The organism is Pseudorhodoplanes sp. (assembly GCF_035565855.1).
GTDB lineage: Bacteria > Pseudomonadota > Alphaproteobacteria > Rhizobiales > Xanthobacteraceae > Pseudorhodoplanes.
This window is the reverse complement of the sequence record NZ_DATMRX010000208.1, coordinates 1-20988: the sequence shown is the minus strand read 5'-3', so window position 1 is coordinate 20988 and position 20988 is coordinate 1. Positions and strand designations below refer to the sequence as shown.

At 64.0% G+C, this 20988-nt stretch carries 13 protein-coding genes and 1 pseudogene; 9 read left to right on the top strand and 5 right to left on the bottom strand.

From position 1 onward, the window contains the following. Window positions 1–49: 49 nt before the first annotated feature. The 4 genes from VN004_RS11720 (at window position 50) to VN004_RS11705 (ending at window position 10237) form a co-directional block, all read left to right on the top strand. Window positions 50–988, top strand: coding sequence for a DUF2950 domain-containing protein (locus tag VN004_RS11720; protein ID WP_325610158.1), 939 nt, complete (start codon window positions 50–52; stop codon window positions 986–988). Between the two features lie 181 nt (window positions 989–1169). Then, window positions 1170–6401: an alpha-2-macroglobulin gene (locus VN004_RS11715; RefSeq protein WP_325610156.1), complete on the top strand. Its 5232-nt coding sequence runs from the start codon at window positions 1170–1172 to the stop codon at window positions 6399–6401. Further along, window positions 6398–8461, top strand: a complete 2064-nt coding sequence (gene pbpC / locus VN004_RS11710) for a penicillin-binding protein 1C (protein WP_325610154.1) — start codon at window positions 6398–6400, stop codon at window positions 8459–8461. The genes VN004_RS11715 and pbpC overlap by 4 nt, the downstream gene beginning before the upstream one ends. A gap of 45 nt (window positions 8462–8506) precedes the next feature. Further along, the gene (locus VN004_RS11705) at window positions 8507–10237 is read left to right on the top strand and encodes a glycosyltransferase family 39 protein (RefSeq protein ID WP_325610152.1); all 1731 of its coding nucleotides are present in this window, start codon (window positions 8507–8509) and stop codon (window positions 10235–10237) included. Window positions 10238–10279: 42 nt separating this feature from the next. Here the strand turns inward: VN004_RS11705 and metC are convergent, their stop codons facing one another. Continuing rightward, complete coding sequence (metC, locus tag VN004_RS11700) at window positions 10280–11473, bottom strand: cystathionine beta-lyase (protein ID WP_325610150.1); 1194 nt, start codon at window positions 11471–11473, stop codon at window positions 10280–10282. Window positions 11474–11740: 267 nt separating this feature from the next. Between metC and VN004_RS11695 the strand changes: the two genes are divergently transcribed. Genes VN004_RS11695 through VN004_RS11680 form a run of 4 tightly spaced genes read left to right on the top strand, consistent with a single transcriptional unit; the run spans window position 11741 to window position 15851 of the window. After that, window positions 11741–12757 carry an amino acid ABC transporter substrate-binding protein gene (locus VN004_RS11695; protein ID WP_325610148.1) on the top strand — a complete coding sequence of 339 codons (1017 nt, stop codon included), beginning with the start codon at window positions 11741–11743 and terminating at the stop codon, window positions 12755–12757. A 12-nt stretch (window positions 12758–12769) separates the two neighbouring features. Beyond that, complete coding sequence (locus VN004_RS11690) at window positions 12770–13945, top strand: amino acid ABC transporter permease (protein WP_325610146.1); 1176 nt, start codon at window positions 12770–12772, stop codon at window positions 13943–13945. 2 nt (window positions 13946–13947) lie between these two features. Then, window positions 13948–15087 (top strand): amino acid ABC transporter permease, encoded by a 1140-nt coding sequence (locus VN004_RS11685; RefSeq protein WP_325610144.1) that lies wholly within the window; start codon window positions 13948–13950, stop codon window positions 15085–15087. After that, entirely contained in the window at window positions 15084–15851 is a 768-nt protein-coding gene (locus VN004_RS11680) for an amino acid ABC transporter ATP-binding protein (protein WP_325610142.1), read from the top strand. Before VN004_RS11685 ends, VN004_RS11680 begins: the two co-directional genes overlap by 4 nt. Window positions 15852–16035: 184 nt before the next feature. On the opposite strand, the gene VN004_RS11675 is transcribed toward VN004_RS11680, so the two are convergent. The 4 genes from VN004_RS11675 to VN004_RS11660 form a co-directional block, all read right to left on the bottom strand. Next, window positions 16036–16926 carry an MBL fold metallo-hydrolase gene (locus VN004_RS11675; protein WP_325610140.1) on the bottom strand — a complete coding sequence of 297 codons (891 nt, stop codon included), beginning with the start codon at window positions 16924–16926 and terminating at the stop codon, window positions 16036–16038. A gap of 57 nt (window positions 16927–16983) precedes the next feature. Further along, window positions 16984–17844: a 3-mercaptopyruvate sulfurtransferase gene (gene sseA / locus VN004_RS11670; protein WP_325610138.1), complete on the bottom strand. Its 861-nt coding sequence runs from the start codon at window positions 17842–17844 to the stop codon at window positions 16984–16986. An 8-nt stretch (window positions 17845–17852) separates the two neighbouring features. After that, entirely contained in the window at window positions 17853–18887 is a 1035-nt protein-coding gene (locus VN004_RS11665) for a cysteine synthase A (RefSeq protein ID WP_325610135.1), read from the bottom strand. A 113-nt stretch (window positions 18888–19000) separates the two neighbouring features. After that, window positions 19001–20230, bottom strand: coding sequence for a cyclopropane-fatty-acyl-phospholipid synthase family protein (locus VN004_RS11660; protein ID WP_325610133.1), 1230 nt, complete (start codon window positions 20228–20230; stop codon window positions 19001–19003). Window positions 20231–20634: 404 nt separating this feature from the next. Here VN004_RS11660 and VN004_RS11655 point away from each other — a divergent pair. Further along, window positions 20635–20988, top strand: a pseudogene (locus tag VN004_RS11655) (GGDEF domain-containing protein); the annotation flags it as partial.

Sequence of the window (20988 nt, the reverse complement as noted above, 5' to 3'; positions counted from 1 at the left end):
TGGCAGACGTTGAGATCACCGAACGCCGATTGCAGATCGAGAGGAAGCCATGAAACATCTCTCCCGCATCATCCTGCCCGCAGCGCTCGCATTTGCGCCGCTTGCCGGTGCGACCTTCTCCGCCCATGCGCAGCAAAAGTTCAAGTCACCCGACGAAGCGGTGACGGCGTTCGTTGCTGCGGTCCGCGCCGACGATCTGCGCGACATGATCCGCATCCTGGGGCCGGACGGCCGTGACATCGTCGTGTCGGGCGATCCTGTCGCCGATCAGACCGCACGCGCGGCGTTCCTGATCGCCTACGATCTGAAGCATCAGATCGTGAAAGAGGGCGAGGATCGTGCCGATCTGGTCATCGGCAAGAACGACTGGCAGCTCCCGATCCCGCTGGTGCAGAAGAGCGGCGCCTGGCAGTTCGACGCGGTCAGCGGACGGCGCGAGGTGCTGCTGCGCCGGATCGGCAGGAACGAACTCGCCGCGATCCAAACCGCGCTCGCTTATGTCGATGCGCAGAACGACTATGCGTCGATGAATCCGGAAGGGCAGAAGGTCGACACCTACGCGCAGCGGATCGTCTCCAGTCCTGGAAAGAAGGACGGCCTGTATTGGCCTGCGGGAGCGAACGAGTCGCAAAGCCCGCTCGGCGAAGCCTTCGCCAGCGCCACGATCCAAGGCTACAGGACAGGCGCGGAGCCCATTCCCTATCACGGTTACTATTACAAGGTGCTGACGACGCAGGGACCGCATGCGCCGGGCGGCGCCATGAACTATGTCGTGAAGGGCAACATGATCGGCGGCTTCGGTCTTCTCGCTTATCCGGCCGAGTACGGCAATTCGGGTGTGATGAGCTTCATCGTCAATCACGCTGGCGTGGTGCTGCAGAGGGATCTCGGACCGAACACCGCGCGCATCGCCTCGCGCATGACCGCATTCGATCCCGATCCGTCCTGGCGGCAGGTCGATCCGAAAGACCTCTCCGACGCGCCGTGATTCGGAGGACGCGCATGTCGCCCGGCATGTCCTGAAGGCTGGGGTCTGTTCGCCGTGATATCGATTTTGTGATCGCGGAAGAATTTCTCCGTCGGCGGGCGTCACGACCTCGACACGTTTTACCTTTGACCTAAAGTCCGCCCGTACGGAATTGCCGCCGTCGGGGAGGAGGATTTCGCTCATGTTCGCGATTGCGCGCGCCGGCCTTTTTGCCGTGCTGCTTGCTTGTGCCTGCGTCTCGCCCACCTTTGTCTCGTCCGCATCTGCGCAGGAGCAGAGCGCCGAGCGGCCGTTCTCCCGCGAGGATCTCGACGACGCGTCGGTCCGTCTGGAAGCGCAGATCAGGACCGATTCCGGGCAGGTGACGAAGCCGGTCGCCCAGCTGCGCCGCGAGATGGAGGAGGCGTTCAAGAAGAACGACTTCCGCACCGGCCTGCAATTGCTCGGCCAGATCGTCACGGCGGAGCCGGACGACGCCACGAGCTGGCTGCGGCTTGCGCGCAGCGTCGCCCAGATCCGCCCCGCCAATGCGAAAGAGCGCACCCTTCTGCTCGAGCGCGCGGCGACCGCAGGCTATATCGCCTATGAGCGCTCCGAAAATCCGTCAGAGCAGGCCGAGGCTCTGCAGATCATCGGCAATTCTTTTGCAGAGCGGCGCGTTTGGCGGCCAGCGCTCGATGCGCTGCGCCACGCGCTCGACCTGCGCGAAGTTGCGTCGGTGCGGGCGCAATACGAGAAGCTGCGCGAGGAGCACGGCTTCCGCCTGCTCGATTACACGGTCGATGCTGATGGCGCTTCGCCGCGCGCCTGCTTCCAGTTCTCCGAGACGCTGCCTGGCAAGCGCACCGACTTCTCACCCTTCGTATCGGTGCCGGGCGTCGAACGTCCCGCGCTCACCGCGGACGAAAAGCAGCTCTGCGTCGAAGGCCTCAAACACGGCGAGCGCTACACCATCACGCTGCGCGCTGGCCTGCCGTCGACCACCGAGCCGCTGGCGCGCGCCGCCGACTTCACGATCTACGTTCGCGACCGCCGCCCGCAGGTCCGTTTCACCGGCAAGTCCTATGTGCTGCCGCGCACCGGCCAGCAGGGCATTCCGCTGGTCGCTGTCAACAGCAAGGTCGCCAAGGTCCAGATCTTCCGCGTCGGTGATCGCAATCTGATCGACACCGTGCTGGGCAGCGACTTCCAGCGCCCGCTCAGCCGCTACGATGCCGAGCAATTGCGCGACGAGCGCGGCCAGACCGTCTGGACCGGCGAACTGGCGCTCGAATATTCGCTCAACAACGAGGTCACGACCGCTTTCCCGATCGATCAGGCGCTCGGCGAACTCAAGCCCGGCGTTTATGCGATGGTCGCCGAGCCCAAGGATGCCGATCCGGGCGACGACTTTTCCCAGCTCGCAACACAATGGTTCATCGTCTCCGATCTCGGGCTGACCGCCTTTTCCGGCAATGATGGCATCCATGTCTCGGTGAATTCGCTCGCCTCGACCGCGCCGGTCGCAGGCATCGAGCTGCGGCTCTTGTCGCGCAGCAACGAGGTGCTGGCGATCAAGCGCACCGATGCCAACGGACAGGCGCAGTTCGAGTCCAATCTGACGCGCGGGGAGGGTGGCCTGTCGCCGGCCTTGATCGTCGCGAGCGCTGCGGCCGATTACGCCTTCCTCAATCTCAAATCGCCGGCCTTCGACCTGTCCGACCGCGGCGTTGCCGGCCGCAAGGCGCCGGCGGAGCTCGATGCCTTTGTTTACACCGAGCGCGGCGTCTATCGCACCGAAGAGACGGTCCACATCACGGCGCTGCTGCGCGATGCGGCCGCGGTCGCGGCAACGGGCGTCCCGCTCACCCTCGTGGTCGAGCGCCCGGACGGCGTTGAATATCGCCGCAGCGTGCTCAAGGACGAGGGCCTGGGCGGCCGTTCCTTTTCGCTTCCGATCGCGCAGACCGCATTGACCGGCACCTGGCGCGTCAAGGCCTTCACCGATCCGAAGCGTCCGGCGATCGGCGAAGCCACCTTCCTTGTCGAAGATTATGTGCCCGACCGGCTGGAATTCGATCTCGCCGCGCCGAAGGGCAAGATCTCGACCGACGAGCCCGCCGAAATTACGCTGTCGGGACGTTTCCTCTATGGCGCACCGGCTGCCAATCTCGCCATCGAGGGCGAGCTTCTGGTCACGGCGGCGAAGGAGCGGCCGGGCTTTCCGGGCTATCGGTTCGGGACCGACGAACGCGTCGAAGCCGAGCAGGAATCGCTATCGGATCTCGGCACGACCGACGACGAGGGCAAGGCGACATTCGAGGTGTCGCTCGACAAGCTGCCGACCAAGGAACGGATTCTCGAGGCGCGCCTCACTATCCGTCTTGCCGAATCCGGCGGCCGCGCCGTCGAGCGCAAGCTGACGTTGCCGGTGACGCCGGCGGGCGACATGATCGGCGTGCGCCCGCTATTCAATGGCCGCTCGCTCGGCGAAGGCGACAACGCGACCTTCGACGTGGTGGTTGTCGACCTCGAGGGCAAGCGGATCGCGCGGCCGGGCCTGCGTTACGAACTGATGCGCATCGAGAGCCGCTATCAGTGGTACCGGCAAGACGGCTACTGGAATTACGAACCGGTGAAATCCACCCGCCGGATTGCCGACGGCAAGATCGATGCAACGGCGGACGGTCAGCCGGCGCGCCTGTCGCTTCCGGTGACGTGGGGACGCTATCGCCTTGACGTCTCCGACGAGAACGGCCTGCTGACGCAGGTGGCGTTCGATGCCGGCTTCTATGCCGAGGCCGGCGCCGATACGCCGGACCTCCTTGAGGTCGCGCTCGACAAGCCGGAATACCGCGCGGGCGACACCATGAATGTCGCCGTCACCGCGCGCAGCGACGGGCGCATCACGCTCAACGTGGTCGGCGATCGCATGCTGTCCACGATCACGGCCGACGTGAAGACGGGCATCAACCAGATTGCGATTCCGGTCGGCAAGGATTGGGGCAACGGCGCTTATGTGGTCGCGACCTTGCGCCGGCCGCTGGACGCTGCGGCCAAGCGCATGCCCGGCCGCGCCATCGGCGTGCAGTGGTTCAGCATCGACAAGGCGTCACGCACGCTCGGCATGCAGATGACGCTGCCGCAGGTGATCCGGCCGAACACGACGCTGCGCGTTCCGGTGAAGCTGACCGGGCTCGCTCCCGGTGAAGACGCGCGGGTCGTGGTCGCCGCCGTCGATGTCGGCATTCTCAATCTGACGAACTACAAGCCGCCGGCGCCTGACGATTATTTCCTTGGCCAGCGCAGGCTGTCGGCGGAAGTGCGCGACCTTTACGGTCAGCTGATCGACGGGATGCAGGGCACCCGCGGCGCGATCCGCACCGGCGGCGACGATGGTGGCGACGCCATGGAAGGCTCGCCGCCCGTGCAGAAGCCGCTCGCCCTCTATTCCGGCGTGGTCCAGGTGAAGCCGGACGGAACCGCCGAGGTGTCGTTCGACATCCCGGCCTTTGCCGGCAGCGCCCGCGTCATGGGCATCGCCTGGAGCCGAGATCGCGTCGGCAAGGCGACGGGCGACGTGATCATCCGCGATCCGGTCGTCGTCACCGCAACGTTGCCGCGTTTCCTCAACACCGGCGACCGGTCCACGATGCATGTCGACATCGACAATGTCGAAGGGCAGGCCGGCGATTATGCGCTCATCCTGACCGCGCAGGGGCCGACCGGTGCGACCGGCAAGGTCGAGGACAAGGTCACCCTGCCGGCGAAGCAGCGCCGGGCGGTGTCTTTCCCGCTTGAAGTGTCCTCCGCCGGCACCGCGACGATCACCCTGAATGTCGAGGGGCCGGGCGGCTTCAAGCTCGAACGCCAATACGCGCTCAATGTGCGGCCCGCCGGTCAGCTTCTGACCCGGCGCACCGTACGCCAAATCGCAAAAGGCGAGAGCATCACGCTCACCGACGATCTGTTCGCGGATCTCGTGCCCGGAACGGGAAGCGTTGCGCTGTCGGTCGGACCATCGACCGCACTCGATGCGGCGACGATCCTCAAGGCGCTCGACCGCTATCCGTTCGGCTGCACCGAACAGATCACGAGCCGCGCCTTGCCGCTGCTCTATGTCAACGATCTCGCAGCAACCGCGCAGCTCGCGCTCGACACCGAGGCCGATCAGCGCATCCGCGATGCGATCGAGCGGATTCTGGCGCGGCAGGGCTCAAACGGCTCGTTCGGGCTCTGGTCGGTTGGCGGAGACGATCCGTGGCTCGATGCCTATGTCACGGATTTCCTGACGCGGGCGCGCGAGCGCGGCTTTGCGGTTCCGGATGTCGCCTTCCGCCTCGCGCTGGAGCGGCTGCGCAACAACATTGCGATCGCGCCCGAACCGTCCAAGGATGGCGGACGCGACCTTGCCTATGCGCTCTACGTGCTGGCGCGCAATGGCACAGCTCCGGTTGGTGATCTTCGCTATATCGCCGACACCAAGCTGAACGCCATCGCAACTCCGATCGCCAAGGCGCAGATCGCGGCGGCGCTCGGATTGCTCGGCGACAAGACCCGCGCGGACCGGGTCTATCAGGCCGCGCTCGACGCCATCTCGCCGCAGCCGAAGCTGGAATTCGGCCGGCAGGATTATGGCTCGGCGCTGCGCGATTCCGCGGCGCTCGTGACGCTTGCCTCCGAAAGCAATGCACCGCGGCCGACCGTTGCTGCCGCTGTGTCGCGGGTCGAGGCGGCGCGCCAGCTCTCGGCTTATACCTCGACGCAGGAGAATGCCTGGCTGGTGCTGGCTGCGCGCGCCATCGCGAGGGATGCGGCCGGCCTTGCGATGACCGTGAATGGCAGCGCGCAAAAGGGCGCGCTCTATCGCAGCGCCAATGCGGCGGCGCTGAAAGCCACTCCGCTGCGCATCAGCAATAGCGGCGAGGAGACGTTGCAGGCGGTGGTTTCGGTCACCGGCGCGCCTGTCGTCCCCGAGCCCGCGGCAGAGCGCGGCTTCAAGATCGAGCGCAATTACTTCACGCTCGCCGGCGAGCCGGTCGACATCACCAAGGCGAAGCAGAACGAACGCTACGCGGTGGTGCTGAAGATCACCGAGAGCCAGCCGCAATTCGGACGAATCGTCGTTGCGGATTACCTGCCGGCCGGCTTCGAGATCGACAATCCCCGTCTTGTGTCCTCGGGCGATGCCGGGGCGCTGAGCTGGATCGAACTCGGCAAGGTTCCGGACCATGCCGAATTCCGCGACGACCGCTTCAGCGCGGCCTTCAAGCGCGACAGCAAGGACGCGGCGATCTTCACGGTGGCCTATGTGGTGCGCGCGGTTGCGCCGGGGACCTACACGCATCCGCAAGCCTTCGTGGAGGATATGTATCGCCCCGACCGGTTCGGCCGCACCGCGACCGGCAAGGTCGAGGTGACGGCCGGCAAATGAGGCGGGGCCTCGCAATAGCAGCCGGCGCGGGCGGCGCGATCCTTGCCGGCTCAGCGCTTGCGCTGACGCTGTGGGTGCGGTCGCTGCCCCCGCTGCCCCGCGCCGAGACGCTCCCCGTTTCGGTCGAGGTGATCGATCGGGACGGGCGGCTGCTGCGGCCCTATGCCACCGCCGATGGACGCTGGCGGCTGAGGGCGCGGATCGAGGATGTCGATCCTCGCTATGTCCGCATGCTGATCGCATACGAGGATCGGCGCTTCTACGAGCATTACGGGGTCGACCCGGTCGCGATGATACGCGCCGCGTGGCAGTTGATCGCGCATCGCGAGATCGTCTCCGGCGCCTCGACAATTTCGATGCAGGTGGCGCGGCTCCTTGAGCCCCGCAGTGAGCGCACATTGCTGGCAAAGTTGCGCCAGATGGTGCGCGCAATCGAGCTCGAACGCGCAATGAGCAAGGACGAGATCCTGTCGCTCTATCTCTCGCTCGCGCCCTATGGCGGCAATCTTGAAGGCATTCGCGCGGCGTCGCTCGCCTATTTCGGCAAGGAACCCAAGCGGTTGTCGCGGCCCGAGGCCGCGCTTCTGGTCGCGCTGCCGCAATCGCCCGAGGCGCGTCGTCCGGACCGCGCGTCGGACCGGGCGAGGCGCGCGCGCGACCGCGTGCTGGACCGCGTGGCGGGCGACATCGGCATTCCGGCCGACGAAATCGCCGCGGCAAAGACCGATCCGGTGCCCGCACGGCGGCTCGCGATGCCTGCGCTCGCGCCGCATGCCGCCGACCAGGCGATTGCCGCCGCGCCAGATTTATCCCGGCATGAACTCACCATCGATGCGCGGCTGCAGCGCGCGCTGGAGCTTTTGGCTCAAGAACGGGCCGCGATGCTTGGTCGCGATATTTCCGTTGCAATCCTTGCCGTCGATCATGCGAGCGGCGAAATCCTCGCGCGCGTCGCCTCGCCGGATTATTTCGACAAGAACCGGGCAGGGCAGGTCGATCTGACGCGCGCATTGCGTTCGCCGGGCTCGGCGCTAAAGCCATTCATCTATGGATTGGCGTTCGAGGACGGACTGGCGCATCCGGAAACGCTGATCGAGGATCGGCCGACGCGGTACGGGACTTACGCACCTGAAAATTTCGATCTGACCTTTCAGGGCACCGTGTCGGTACGCAAGGCCCTGCAATTGTCGCTTAACGTTCCGGCTGTCGCGATGCTCGACCGTGTCGGCGCCGCAAGGCTTACGGCGCGACTGTCGCAGGCTGGCGGAGCCATGGTCTTCCCGAAGGGCGAAGTGCCGGGACTGGCGATGGGACTTGGCGGAGTCGGCGTAACGCTCTCTGACCTCACCATGCTTTACGCCGGGCTGGCACGGCAGGGCCTGACGCTGCCGCTGATCGAACGCCGAATCGAGGCCGCGCTCGCGCGCCCGCCGCGCCGCCTGCTCGATCCGGTCGCCGCCTGGTATGTCGGCAATGTCCTGATCGGCACTCCGCCGCCGGAGAATGCCGCCCGCAATCGCATCGCGTTCAAGACCGGGACGTCCTATGGCTATCGCGATGCCTGGGCGGTCGGCTTCGACGGGCGGCGCACGATCGGCGTCTGGGTCGGGCGTCCGGACGGCGCGCCGGTGCCGGGAATCCTCGGACGCACGGCGGCAGCCCCAATTCTGTTCGATGCGTTTGCGCGGGGCGGCTACCTTCCGGAGCGCCTTCCGCCGGCGCCGAAGGGCGCCATCCTGGCCACGAACGGCAAGCTGCCGCCGCCGCTGCAACGCTTTTCCGATGATTCAGGGGGCAGTCGCGCCAGCGACCGCGTCCGGATCATGTTCCCGCCGAACGGCGCACGTCTCGAACTCGCATCGACCGATGGCCGCCCGGAGCCGGTAGCGATGAAGATCGCGGGCGGCATCGAGCCAATGACCGTCATGGTGAACGGGGTGCCGCAGAATCGCGGCTCGGGCCGCACCATCTTTTTCGATCCGAAGGGGCCGGGCTTCGTCCGGCTCACCGTCATTGACGGAAAAGGCACAGCCGACAGCGTGATGGTGCGGGTGCAGTAACCGGTTCTTCCCGGGTGAGGGCTTTTTCCCTATGGTCCGCCCCGCATGGCGACCGGTTGGGACGAAGAGAGTTTTGCAAAGCGCGAGACGCGTGAGACCTGGCAAAGGGGTCTCGGCGGCGTGCTCGATTATGCCTGCGCCACCGACACGCGCGCCATTGTCATCCTGCTGATCTTTTCGCTGCTCGCCTTCCTGCCCGGAATATCGAAAGTCCCGCCCATCGACCGCGAAGAAGCACGCTTTGCGCAGGCAACCCGGCAGATGGTCCAGCACGGCGACTATGTGGACATCCGCTTCCAGAACGACGTGCGCTACCAGAAGCCGGTGGGCATCTACTGGCTACAGGCGGCCGCGCTGCATGCGTCCGAGTTGATCTCGGGACGAGAACTGGACAACCGCATCTACGTTTATCGCATACCCTCTGTCGTCGGCGCGGTCGGGGCGGTGATCGCGACCTTCTGGGTCGCCACCATGTTCGTCAGCCGGCGTGCGGCGCTTCTCGCCGGGATCATGATGGCATCTTCGATCCTGCTCGGGATCGAGGCGCGGCAGGCCAAGACCGATGCCATGCTGCTGTTCATGGTGGTGTTGTGCATGGGCGTGCTGGCGCGCGCCTATTTGCCGAGAGACGACGACGAGCCGGACAATCCGGCGCTGCCATATGTCTTCTGGATAGCGCTCGCGGCCGGCGTGCTTCTCAAGGGCCCGCTGATCCTGATGCTGATCGGATTGCCGATCGTCGCGCTGGTGGCGATCGACCGCTCCGGGTCGTGGCTGCGTGCATTGCGTCCGCTCATCGGAATCCCGATTTTCCTCGTTCTGGTGGTGCCCTGGTTCGCCGCGATCAGCTTGCGCACCGGCTCCGCCTTCTTCTCCCACGCCCTCGGCGACGGTCTGCTCCTGAGGATTTTCACCGGGCATGAGGGCGATGGCGCGCCGCCTGGCTATTTCATCGTCCTGTTCTTCTTCACGTTCTGGCCGGCTTCACTGCTGGCCGGCATGGCTGCGCCGGGCATCTGGCGGGAGAAATGGGAGACCCCGGTCAAATTTCTGCTGGCGTGGCTGGTGCCGGCCTGGATCGTGTTCGAATTCGTGGTCACCAAGCGGCCGCATTACGTGCTGCCGCTCTACCCGGCGATCGCAATCCTTCTGGCGCGCGCGATCGAGCGGGGCGAGATGTCGCCTCGCAAGTGGATGGAATGGGGCACCTTCTGGTGGTTCGCGGTCCCGGTCCTGATCTTCGTCGGTTCGCTGTTCCTGCTGCTGGTTTATGAGGGAGCTCTCGGCTGGCAGGCTTGGCCGTTCCTCGCAGCCGCGATGGTTTTCGGTTTCCGCGCCTGGTGGCTCTACGATGTGGACGGCATCGAGCGCTCGCTGTTACGCGCCGCCGTGACGACGGTCCTGCTGTCGATTGCCGTGTACTGGTCCGTTCTTCCTTCGCTCGAAGCGCTTTTCCCGAGCGTCGCGGTCCAGCGCGCGGTGCATGCGTCCGGCTGCAACGACGCCCGCCTGGCCGCCGCCGGATTCCATGAACCGAGCCTCGTGTTCCTGAACGGGACGGATACGGTGCTGACCGGCGCCAATGGTGCGGCCGACTTCCTGCGCGGGGCGCCGTGCCGACTCGCTGTGGTGGAGCACACCCTCGAACGCGCCTTTGCGCAGCGCGCCGAAGCGATCGGGCTGCGTTATGCGCAAATGGCGCGCTTCAGGGGCTATAATCTCGGAAGCGGCAAGCGGACGTCGTTCACGGTTTATCGTTCGCGCGCTGATCAATAACGCGCGACTACCGTATTCCGCCGGCGGGAGCGTGCGACGCCTTCAGCCGCGCGCCGCTTCATGAAGCGCTGCAAGGCCGCCTTCGAGATCGACGATCAGGTCGCGGGTATCTTCCAGCCCGATATGGAAGCGCAGCGCCGGACCGCCGGGCTCCCACTTGGTCGCGGTCCGATATTCCTTGCAATCGAAGATGATCACGAGGCTTTCGTAACCGCCCCACGAAAAGCCCATGCCGAACAGAGACAGCGCATCGCAGAAGGCATAAAGCGCAGCCTCCGAGACGGGTTTTAAGACGACGCTGAACAATCCTGACGCACCGGAAAAGTCGCGCGCCCAGATCGCGTGGCCCGGGTGCGACGGTAGCGCCGGATGCAGCACCGATTGCACCTCAGGCCGTTGTTCGAACCATCGCGCGATCTCGAGTGCGGAGCGCTGGTGCCGCTCCAGCCGTACTGACAAGGTGCGCAGACCGCGCTGGGCGAGGTAGATGTCGTCGGGGCCGGCGCAGAGCCCGTAATTCCCGACGGTCTCCGAGAGCTGGGGCCAGGTCGCAGCGTTTGCAGACACCGTTCCGAACATGATGTCGGAATGCCCGCCGATATACTTCGTGCCGGCCTGGATCGACAGATCGACGCCGTGATCGAAGGCGCGGAAATAAAGCGGGGTCGCCCAGGTATTATCCATCAGGACGACTGCACCCTTGTCGTGGGCGACGGCCGCGATGGCGGGGATGTCCTGCATCTCGAAGGTCTGCGAGCCGGGCGCTTCGACGAACACGGCACGCGTATTGGGTTTGAACAGCGTGGCGATGTCGGCCCCGATCAAGGGATCGTAATAGGTCGTCTCCACGCCGTATCGCTTCAGGACAGTATCGGCGAAGATGCGGGTGGGGCGATAGACGCTGTCGGTCACGAGGAGATGGTCTCCGGCCGACAGAACCGACAGCAGGGCCGTGGAGACCGCGGCCGCGCCCGAGGGCAAGAGGGATACGCCGGCGCATTGCGGACCTTCGAGTTCGCGAAGCGCGTTTTCGAGCGCCTCCGATGTGGGCGTGCCGCGTCGGCCGTAACGGTATCGGCCGCGGTGCGCCACCATGTCTTCCGCCGAAGGGTAGAGCAGGGTCGAGGCGTGATAGACCGGCGGGTTGACGAAGCCGAAATAATCGCTCGGGGTGCGGCCGCCGGTCACGAGGAGCGTATCGAGCTTCAGATCGCCGGGCTGTTTTGGCTTGCTCATGGGACGTCCTTCGAGGGGTCGCCGGCGGCTCGCGGCGGGTTCTTTGCAATCGATGCAGGCAAACCGGCAATCGCCAGTCAAGCCCTTGACCTGTCTGTGCAATCGTTCTCAGATGGCGTCAATCGTTGCTGCGAAGCCCGGCCCGGGTTTCTGGCTCTGTGCGGCCTTTAGCGCAAGCGGGCAGGCTTGCGCCGGGAGGCAGAGGTGCCGTACGCCTTGGCGCACACGGGCCTGCCGGCACGTCAGGTGGATTATTGGGGACATATCATGAAGCGCAGTCTGTTCACCTTTGCCCTCGCGACCCTGGTCGGCCTGGCGGGCTCCGTTGCCCAAGCGCAGACGTTGAAGCAGGTGCAGCAGCGCGGCGTCCTCAATTGCGGCGCAAACGGCAATCTGGCCGGATTCGGTTTGCCGGATGCGCAAGGCAAATGGACCGGATTCGATGTGGATTATTGCCGCGCGATCGCGGCCGCGATCTTCAATGATCCGACCAAGGTCAAGTTCGTGCCGCTGACCGCCAAGGATCGCTTCACCGCGCTGCAATCGGGTGAGGTCGACGTGCTGATCCGCAACACGACGTGGACCTCCTCGCGCGACACGACCAATGGTCTCAATTTCACGGGCGTCAACTACTATGACGGGCAGGGCTTTCTGGTGCGCAAGGCCCTCAAGATCAATTCCGCCCTCGAACTCAACGATGCGGCGGTCTGCGTGCAGCAGGGCACCACGACCGAACTCAATCTCGCCGACTTCTTCCGTACCAACAATATGAGGCTGAAGACGGTCACCTTCGCCACCTCCGACGAAGCTGTGAAGGCCTACGATGCGGGGCGTTGCGACGCATACACGACCGACGCCTCGGCCCTTTATGGCGAACGGCTGCGGACCGCGTCGCCCGACGACCATGTCGTGCTTCCGGACATCATTTCGAAAGAGCCGTTGGGACCTGCCGTCCGCCACGGCGACGACCAATGGTTCGACATCGTGCGTTGGGTCAATTTCTGGCTGATCAATGCCGAAGAACTCGGGGTGAGCAGCGCCAATGTCGACGCGCAGATGAAGTCGGACAATCCGGAAATTCGCCGCTTGCTCGGCACCGAGGGCAAGTTCGGCGAGGCATTCGGCCTCACCAATGACTTCGGCGTCCGCATGATCAAGCATGTCGGCAATTACGGTGAGATCTTTGAGCGGAATCTCGGTCAGGGCTCGCGGCTGAAAATCTCACGTGGCTTGAACGCGTTGTGGACAAAAGGTGGCCTGCAATACGCTCCGCCCGTCCGCTAACGGCAGCGCGTGATGGCGCAGGCCGCGCCACCCAGGATATCGCCGTTCTACGATCCGCGCTGGCGCAGCATCGCGTTCCAGGTGCTGCTCTGCGCGGCCATCGTCTGGCTCGCCTATAGTGCGGTCAACAACGCAGCGGAAAACCTCCAGCGCGCGCGCATCGCGTCCGGATTCGATTTCTGGAATTCGACTGCGGGCTTCGACATCAGCCAGCACCTGATACCGTACACGGCGCAATCGACCTATGGCCGGGCGTTCTGGGTCGGGCTTCTCAACACGCTCCTCGTGTCCTTTCTCGGCATCGTCTTTGCGACCATCATCGGCTTCATCATCGGCATTCTTCAATTGTCGAAGAACGTGTTGGTGTCGAAGCTTGCGGCCGGCTATGTCGAGGTCATTCGCAACCTGCCGCTGCTGCTGCAATTGCTGTTCTGGTACAACGCGGTCCTCAAGGCGCTGCCGGTCCTGCGCGACAGCATCTCGATCCCGGGCGGCATGCTGCTCAACAACCGGGGCCTGTTCCTGCCGAAGCCGATCGCGGGTCCTGGCTTCGAGGCGGTGCCCATCGCACTTTTGCTCGGTATCGCCGGTGCAATCGCCTATCACCGCTATGCGCGGCGAAGGCAGGAACTGACCGGCCAGCAGGCGCCGGTTTTCACGGTCGGGACGCTGCTCGTTCTCGGCCTGCCGCTCGCAGCCTTTGCGCTCGCCGGATTTCCGATGACCTTCGATTTTCCCGAAATGGGCCGCTTCAATATCCGGGCCGGGGTCGAGATTCTCCCCGAATTCGCGGCGCTCCTGTTCGGCCTCTCGATCTACACCGCGGCTTTCATCGCCGAGGTGGTGCGCGCCGGAATCCAGTCCGTGTCGCATGGTCAGACCGAAGCGGCTTATTCCCTCGGGCTGCGCCCCGGACCGACGCTGCGGCTGATCGTCGTGCCGCAGGCGATGCGCGTGATCATTCCGCCCCTGACCAATCAATATCTGAACCTGACCAAGAATTCCTCGCTCGCGGTCGCGATTGGTTATCCCGATCTGGTGCAGGTCTTTACCGGCACCGTCCTCAATCAGACCGGGCAGGCAGTGGAAGTCGTCGCGATCACGATGGCAGTCTATCTCACCATCAGTCTCGTCACCTCGGGGCTGATGAATCTCTACAATCGCCGCATCGCGCTGGTGGAGCGATGAGCATGGGCGATGGGCGTTTCGTGCGAACCGAAACCGTTCCGGCAATGCCTCCGCCCGGACGCGACCGTGCGCTTGTCGGCTGGCTGCGCGAGCATCTATTTTCCGGGCCGCTGAATATCGGCCTGACTTTGCTGTCCCTTCTGGTCCTGTGGTGGTTGATACCGCCGCTGCTGAATTTCCTGATCCTCGACGCGGTCTGGACAGGCGACGATCGCGCGGCCTGCATTGCGTCGCCGGAACGCCCGCGGGTCGGAGCGTGCTGGGCGTTCGTCATCGAACGCATCAATTTCTTCATCTACGGATTCTATCCGGCCGAAGAGCGCTGGCGCGTCGATCTGTTCTTCGCGCTACTCGCGATCGGGATTGTGTGGCTGCTGGCGTCATGGGCGCCCAACAAGCGCCTTGGCGCAATCTACTTCTTCATCGTCCTGCCGATCGTGTCGGTGATGCTGTTGCTCGGATTCGCCCCGCTCGGATTGTCCTATGTGGCAACGTCGCTGTGGGGCGGTGTCCTCGTGACCGTCGTCGTATCGGCGGTCGGCATCGTGTTCTCGCTGCCCCTCGGGATTCTGCTGGCGTTGGGGCGGCGCTCGACCATGCCGGCGGTGCGGTTGTTCTCGATCATCTTCATCGAATTCGTGCGCGGTGTACCGCTGATCACGGTGTTGTTCATGGCGAGCGTCATGCTGCCGCTGTTCGTTCCGGAATCCTGGTCGCCGGACAAGTTGTTGCGGGCCTTGGTTGGCGTTGCGCTGTTCGCGGCCGCCTATATGGCGGAAGTCGTGAGGGCCGGATTGCAGGCAATCCCGCGCGGCCAATATGAAGGCGCCCAGGCGCTCGGTCTCAGCTATTGGCAGATGATGGGGCTGATCGTTTTGCCGCAGGCCTTGCGCATCACCATTCCGAATATCGTCAACAGCAATATCGCGCTGTTCAAGGACACCACGCTTGTCTTCATCGTCGGGATTTTCGACTTCCTGCGGACCATCGAGGCTGCCCGCATCGATCCGAAATGGGCGACGCCGGTGACGTCGACGACCGGCTATGCGTTCGCCGCGATCTTCTACTTCCTGTGCTGCTGGATGATGTCGCGTTACGCGAAGAGCGTCGAGCGGCGGCTCGCGACCGGATTTCGGCGATGAGCGGGAGTTCGGGAAAACAGGACGGCAAGTCTGCCATTCCGGCGGTGGAGATCGCCGGGATGCATAAGTGGTTCGGCGATTTCCATGTGCTGCGCGACATCAACCTCACCGTTGCGCGCGGCGAGCGCATCGTGATCTGCGGTCCTTCCGGGTCCGGAAAATCGACGATGATCCGCTGCATCAACCGGCTCGAGGATTACCAACAAGGTCGCGTCGTGGTGGACGGTGTGCTGCTGACCAACGACCTCAAAAGCATCGATGAGGTGCGCCGCGAGGTCGGCATGGTCTTCCAGCACTTCAACCTGTTTCCGCATCTCACCGTGATGGAGAACCTGACGCTGGCGCCGATGTGGGTACGCAAGATGCCGAAGAAGGAGGCCGAGGAGGTCGCGCGCCATTATCTCGAGCGCGTTCGGATCCCGGAGCAGGCCGGCAAATATCCGGGACAGCTTTCCGGCGGTCAGCAGCAGCGGGTGGCGATCGCGCGCGCGCTCTGCATGAATCCGAAGATCATGCTGTTCGACGAGCCGACATCGGCGCTCGACCCTGAAATGGTGAAGGAAGTGCTACAGACCATGGTTGAGCTCGCGGAGAGCGGGATGACCATGCTGGTGGTGACTCACGAAATGGGATTCGCCCGGCAGGTCGCCGATCGCATCGTGTTCATGGACGAGGGGCAGATCGTTGAGATCGATGCTCCGTCGGAATTCTTTGCGAATCCCAAGCACGTGCGGACCAAGCTGTTTCTCAGCCAGATCCTGTGAGCATTGTCGGCCGAGGCCACGGTAATGTCGGTTGAGGTGGCGTCGCATCGCCCGTTTCTTGTCATGCCCGCCTTAGAATGGCGATGACAATCGGAGGGCGGTTGTTTCTTTGAAGAACCGAATTCGCTGTAGAGCTTCGCGCTCAGGTCAATCTACTGCCTGGCGCGCAGTGCGATGAATAAATCTAGAACAGGTTGAGCGGAATCTTCAGATAGCTGCAGCCGTTGTCCTCCGGCTCGGGGAGGCGGCCGCCGCGGAGATTCACCTGTAACGCCGCGAGCATCAGTTCGGGCAGCGGCAATGTCTTGTCCCTGGCTTCACGGAGATTCACATAGGTGTCACGATCGCGCCCGCCGCCGACATGCGTGTTGTCGCGCTTTTGCTGCGCGACGGTGGACTCCCATTGCGCCGGCCGGCCGTTCGGCCGGTAGTCGTGGCCGGTGAACAGCCGCGTGTCGTCGGGCAGCGCCAGGATGCGCTGGATGGAATCGTAGAGCACGGCGGCGCTGCCGCCTGGGAAATCACAACGCGCCGATCCGGCATCCGGCTGGAACAGCGTGTCATGAATGAAGGCTGCGTCGCCGACGACATAGGTGACCGATGCCAGCGTATGCCCGGCGCAGAGCATCACCCGCGCATCGAGCGAGCCGATCTTGAAGCTGTCGCCGTCCTTCCACAACCGGTCCCAATAATCGGTGGAGTAGGGCGGCACGTTATAGATTGTCTGCCAGAGCTTCTGGATATCGATGACCTTCTCGCCGATCGCCATCGGCGCGCCGAGCTTGCTCTTCATATAGGCCGCGGCCGAGAAGTGATCGGCATGCGGATGCGTGTCGAGAATCCAGTCGATGGTCAGCCGGCGCTCGGCGATCGTCTGCAGTACGGCGTCTGCGGCGGTTGTGGCTGTCCGCCCGGATCGCACATCGAAATCCAGCACCGGATCGATGATAGCTGCATGCCCTGTCGCAGCATCGACAACGAGATACACGATGCTGCCGGTCTTCTCATGATAGAAGCCGGTTACCTCAGGCGACGCTTGCGAAGCGGCGACGGGGCTAGACGAAGACACATTCATGAGCATGCAGGTGTCTAACACGCGGCGCGGCGCTTATCCACCCGACGAGTGTGGATGTCAGCTCCCGGTTGCGATCGGCAAATCGCCTCGCGAAGCCCATTCCGTCCAGGAGCCGTCATAGAGCGCCTTCGGCTCCTTGCCGAGCGCATCGAGCGCGAACCACAATACCGCCGCGGTAACGCCCGACCCGCAGGTCGTGACCACCGGCTTGTCGAGATCGACGCCGGCTCGCTCGAACGCTGCCCGGATCTTGTCTGGCGCAATCAGGCGGCCGTCTTCGAGCAGGGTGTCAAAGGGCAGGTTGAGCGCGCCGGGCATGTGGCCTGACTTCAGTCCGGGCCGCGGCTCGGGCGCAGTCCCGGCAAACCGGCCGGCACTGCGTGCATCGACGACCTGGACGTCGGGATGCGCAAGCGCCTTCTGCACGTCGTCGACATCGGCGACCGCACCGCGATTGAAGCGCGCGGTGAAATGGCGCGGCGTACGTTTGACTTCGCCATAATCGAGCGGCCGGCCTTCCGCTTTCCATTTCGTAAGGCCGCCGTCGAGGATGTAAACGTCACGCACGCCAAAGGTGCGAAACGTCCACCACACCCGCGGGGCGGAGAACAGGCCGACGCCGTCATAGACAACGATGGTCAGCCCGTCGCCAATTCCCATGGTGCGCATGGCCGAAGAAAACGCCTCCGGGGACGGAAGCATGTGCGGCAGATCGGAGGAATGATCCGAAATCGCGTCAAGGTCGAAATAGACCGCGCCCGGAATATGACCGGCGAGATATTCCTCGCGCGCGTTACGCTTCATCGCCGGCAGATAATAGGACCCGTCGACCACCACGATGTCTGGCGCGTCGAGGTGGTCCTGAAGCCACTGGGTGGTGACCAGAGCGCGGCTCGCAGGTGATGCTTCGGCAGCCATTGTATCACTCACACGAAGGGTGGCTTGATGGTGGTCTTGCGTGTCAACCATTCCGGAACCGGAAGGTTCTTCGAACGCAGGAAATCCGGATTGAACAGTTTCGACTGATAGCGGGTGCCGTAGTCGCACAATACGGTGACGATGGTCGCACCCTTGCCGAGGTCCTTGGCGAGCCTGATCGCGCCGGCGATGTTGATCCCGGAGGAGCCGCCGAGGCAGAGCCCTTCGTGTTCCAGGATGTCGAAAATCAGCGGGACGGCTTCTTCGTCGGGTATCAGGTAAGGCCTATCGACCTTGATGTCCTCGATGATCGGGGTGACGCGCGCAAGTCCGATGCCTTCGGTGATCGAGCCGCCTTCGGTCACGGTCGGCTTGCCGTCCTTGAAGAGATGATACATCGCCGCGCCGCGGGGATCGGCGACCCCGATCGCGATATCCGGCTTCTGTTCGCGCAGATAGGTCGAGACTCCGGCGAGCGTGCCGCCGGTGCCGACCGAGCAGATGAAGCCGTCGATCTTGCCGTTGGTATCGCGCCAGATTTCCGGGCCGGTCGAAACGTAATGCGCCTTACGATTGTCGAGATTGTTCCACTGGTCGGCAAAGAGCACGCCGTTCTTCTCGGTCTTGCGCAATTCGTCTGCGAGCCGGCGGCCGACATGCTGATAATTGTTCGGGTTGGCGTAGGGCAGCGCCGGCACCTCGACCAGCTCCGCTCCACAGAGCCGCAGCATGTCTTTCTTTTCCTGGCTCTGGGTCTCCGGAATGACGATCAGCGTGCGATAGCCGCGCGCATTGGCGACGAGGGCAAGCCCGATCCCGGTATTGCCGGCGGTGCTTTCCACCACGAGGCCGCCGGGTTTGAGCTCGCCGCGCTTTTCCGCTTCGAGGATCATCTGCCGGCCGGCGCGGTCCTTGACCGACTGCCCGGGATTCATGAATTCGGCCTTGCCCAAAATCGTACAGCCGGTCAGAGCCGAGGCGTGCTTCAGCTTGATCAGGGGCGTGTTGCCAATCGCGTCGATGACGCTGTCTCTGCTGTTCATGGTCGGTTCCGGCGAAAATTTCGGGCGACCCTATCGGGGCTGGCCGAACGCGACAAGCCGCGACTTGCCGAGCCGGCTTGCACAAGGAGCATGGAAACGGATTTTTCTGCGGGTTAGTCCCCCCGGACGAAAACCATCTGCCGGACGTCGATGTTGCGGGACAAAAATCCTGCCTCGCAATAGGCGAGGTAATATTCCCAAAGTCTGCGAAACCGTTCGTCGAAGCCGAGAGGCGTGATCTCGGGCCACGCTGCGCGGAATCGCGCGCGCCACTCGGCGAGGGTGCGGGCATAGTCCTCTCCGAAAATCCGCTCGGTCCGGAACGGCACGCCGAACCGCTCGCCGAGTGTTTTCAGGGTCGATGGCGTCGGCAGCATGCCGCCCGGGAAGACGTAACGCCGGATGAAGTCGATCTCGCGCTTGTAATTGTCGAAGAACCGTTCCTGGATGGTGATGGTCTGGATGCCTGCGGCGCCGCCCGGCTTCAACCGGTCCCGCAATTGTCGGAAATAGTCGGGCCAGAACTTCTCGCCGACCGCTTCCAGCATCTCGATCGAGGCGATCCTGTCATACTGGCCGCGCTCGTCGCGATAATCCTGGAGCCTGATCTCGACCCGTTCGGCGAGGCCGGCCTCGAAGACCCGACGTTGGGCGAATTCGTGCTGCTCCCGGCTGATGGTCAGACCGACCACGCGTGCGTCATAGGTCTTGGCCGCGAATTCGGCGAAACCACCCCAGCCGCAGCCGATCTCAAGCACGCTTTGCTCGCGCTTCAGGTCGATCGACTGAGCAAGGCTTTGATATTTCCGAATCTGAGCCGTCGTCAGGTCATTGCTGCCGGGATCGAACAGGGCTGAGGAATAGGTCATGGTCGGATCGAGCCACGCCGAATAAAAGGCATTGCCGAGATCGTAATGCGCGTGAATGTTCTTGCGCGCTTGCCGCTTGGTGTTGCGGTTGAGCCAGTGGCGCAGCACCTGGAACCAGCGCACTAGGGTATTGCCGCCGAGCACGCGTTGCATCATCTCGCGGTTGATGCAGAACAGATAAAGAAATCCGGTCAGGTCCGGCGTCTCCCATTCGCCGCGCAAATAGGATTCGGCGACGCCGATGTCGCCCGAGCGCAGCGTACGCCAGGCGAACCGATAATCCTTGACGGTCATGCGCGCGCTTGGTCCGGGCTGCGCTCCGCGAAAAACGAGACTGCGTCCGTCCGGCAGCGTCACTTCCAGTGAACCGCAGCGAATAGTCTCGGCGAGGGCGAAGGCGATCCTCGCTGCGGTGGGCAGACCCGTAAGTGCCGCCTCTCGCGTGTCCTTCGTCACGAGGATCGTCTCAGACATGGTTCGGTTCCTGGCTTTGCTCGATGGCGCAGGGTCGCACGGCCTGAGGCGAAGCTAGGTCACCTTCGGCGTCACGAACGGCACGCGAGAATGCCGCAATCGGGTGGGGGCTCGTCAAGGCCGCCGTCGACCGCGGAATGCCTGACCAGGAGCGAGCCGACGGGGGCCTTATGTGACGGCCGCCTGTTTCGAATCCCGGCCCCGGACCCGACGACCGATCGGCCGTGCGTTCATCGGCCTGCGGATCGGGTCGATTTCGACGATCCCGGAAACCAATCCGAAACCACGTGGACGCAAGCCCAAGCACTTGTGATCCCGTCTTCACCCAATCTTTTGCCTCTCGGGGTATTCACGCGCCGATGGCCTGAGCAGGAATAGAGCCGGGATGGCCTGGTAAATCTGCGATGAATCTGGACGTCAACACGCTGTTTCTGGTGACGATCTACGTCGAGGCGATGCTCGGGCTATTGCTCCTGTTCGCCTGGGTCCAGAATTCGGCAATCGTGGCCGTGGCCTGGTGGGGCTCCGCGCATCTGCTGCGCGCTGCATCGGTGGTTCTGTTCGGACTGTACGGGCAGGCGCCCGACTGGGTCTCGATCGATCTGTCGAACGCCGTCCTGTTCACGGCTTTCGCGGTCACCTGGACCGGCGCACGCGTATTCGATGGCCGCCCGCCGAGCTATATCGGCCTGTTTGGCGGCGCCGTACTGTGGCTGATCGTCTGCCGGATCCCTGCCATCGCGGATTCGATGGAAGCG